This window comes from Rhodomicrobium udaipurense JA643 (assembly GCF_000636015.1).
Classification (GTDB): domain Bacteria; phylum Pseudomonadota; class Alphaproteobacteria; order Rhizobiales; family Rhodomicrobiaceae; genus Rhodomicrobium; species Rhodomicrobium udaipurense.
This window is the reverse complement of sequence record NZ_JFZJ01000222.1, coordinates 1-1,914: the sequence shown is the minus strand read 5'-3', so window position 1 is coordinate 1,914 and position 1,914 is coordinate 1. Positions and strand designations below refer to the sequence as shown.

The following is a 1,914-nucleotide window of genomic DNA, read 5'->3' as shown; positions in this document are numbered from 1 at the left end:
GACCGCGTTTCGCCGCCTCGTCGCGCTCAAGGGCGGTAAGGCGAATGTGGCGAACCTCGCCGATCTCATCCTGAACTGGCACAGCGAAAAGACGCGGATGCGCTTCGCCTTCGACTACTGGCAGGCAGGCGATGCGGCCCCTCGCGAAAATCCAGAAGACGGAGTGTCCACCGAAACGGCCGCAGCCTGATCTCAGACATTTCAAAGGAATATCATCATGACGAAATTCATTCAGCTTCACGCCCTCACTGTTTACGCGCCCTCCAACCTCAACCGCGACGACACCGGCCGCCCCAAGACGGCGAAGTTCGGCGGCGCGGAACGACTTCGCATTTCAAGCCAGGCGCTGAAGCGCGCGATCCGCACCTCGGCCAATTTCAAGGAGCGCCTCGCGGGCAATCTCGGCGAGCGCACGCAGCGGCTCGGCGATTTCATTTCAGCGCATCTCAGGAAGAGCGGCGTCGATGACGCGAAAGCGCTCGAAATTTCGCGCCTCGTTGCGGGAGCCTTCGGCAAGATCGAAGACGCGAAGGACAAGCCGCAAACCTATATCAAGCAGCTCGCCTTCGTTTCGCCGGAGGAACGGATCGCCGCGTTCGAGCTTGCCGACAAGCTGGTCGCGGAAGGCGCGGACGCCCTGAAAGACGTGAAGTCGTCCGACCTTGCGGCGAAGCTTCTTCGTCGCGCCGATACCGCAGCCGATATCGCCATGTTTGGGCGCATGCTCGCCGACAACCCGGACTATAATCGCGAGGCAGCGGTGCAGGTCGCGCACGCCATCACCACGCATAAGGTCGTGGTCGAGGACGACTATTACACGGCCGTCGACGATCTGAAGACGAGCGCGGAAGACGCTGGCGCGGGCTTCATCGGCGAACTCGGTTTCGGCTCGGGCGTCTTCTATCTCTATGCCTGCATCGACCGCGAGTTGTTGCTGAAGAACCTCGGTGGCGATGCGGCGCTGGCGCGGAAGGCAATCGAGGCGTTTGTGGAGGGCTTCGCGAAGGCACGGCCATCCGGCAAGCAGAACAGCTTCGCCGCGCTCGCGCTCGCAAACTATCTGCGCGTGGAAAAGGGCAGCCAGCAGCCGCGCAGCCTCGCGGCGGCGTTTTTCAAGCCGGCCTGGGGCGATGATCTCCTTGCAAAGTCGGTCGAAGCGCTCGAAGGCGACAACCGCAAGGGTGGCCTCATCGCGCAGATGGACGCCGTTTACGGTGCTTGCTTCGAGGATTCCCGCACCATGCGCGTCATCCCCGGCCGCCCGTGGGATCATGCTAACGACCATACGCTTGAACAGATCGTTGCCTTCGCGGCTGGCGAGTAACCCTCATGCGCAATTATCTCGTCTTCACCATCGCCGCGCCGATGGCGTCCTTCGGCATGAAATACGATCCGGGGGAGTGGCGGAACTCATCGAACCGGCCATCGAAATCGGGCGTCTTCGGGATCGTCGCTGCGGCGCTCGGCATCGAGCGCGAGGAGCAGCATCGTATCGATGCGCTACAAGTGCTGAACTTCGCGGTGCGTGTCGATCAGCCGGGTCAGACCGCCTACGACTACCACACGGCGCAGGTGCCGCCGCAGAAGCGCAATCGCCGATTCGCTACGCGCGCCGACGAACTCGCCGTGCCGAAACATGAACTCAAGACCGTTCTGTCGACGCGTGAATACCGGACGAACGCTTTCGCGACATCCGCGCTTTGGTTCAGGGATGGCGTCATCGAGGCTCCGTTCTCGCTCTGGAGCATCGCCGACGCGCTGAAGCAACCGCGTTTCAATCTTTACGCCGGTCGGAAATCGCATCCGCTGATGCTGCCTTGCGCGCCGGAGGTCGTTGAGGCGGGGGACGTGCTGGCTGCTTTCGCCGCCTACGATGACGCGACGAAGCGCGTAGCGGAGTTCAGAAAGAGTTAT

The 1,914-nt window shown here is 62.2% G+C and carries 3 protein-coding genes; all 3 read left to right on the top strand.

Features of this window, described 5'->3' with window-relative positions; translation table 11 throughout:
* Positions 1 to 190: type I-E CRISPR-associated protein Cse2/CasB (gene casB / locus T281_RS19240; protein WP_037242407.1), on the top strand; the 190-nt coding region annotated here is incomplete at its 5' end.
* 27 nt (positions 191 to 217) lie between these two features.
* Complete coding sequence (gene cas7e, locus T281_RS16975; protein WP_081796885.1) at positions 218 to 1,324, top strand: type I-E CRISPR-associated protein Cas7/Cse4/CasC; 1,107 nt, start codon at positions 218 to 220, stop codon at positions 1,322 to 1,324.
* 5 nt (positions 1,325 to 1,329) lie between these two features.
* Positions 1,330 to 1,914 (top strand): type I-E CRISPR-associated protein Cas5/CasD (cas5e, locus tag T281_RS16970; protein WP_037242405.1); only part of this gene is annotated, 585 nt, incomplete at its 3' end.

What these genes read in the sequence shown, in the direction of transcription:
- cas7e (WP_081796885.1), top strand. Translation starts at nt 218, where the DNA reads ATGACGAAATTCATTCAGCTTCACGCCCTCACTGTTTACGCGCCCTCC.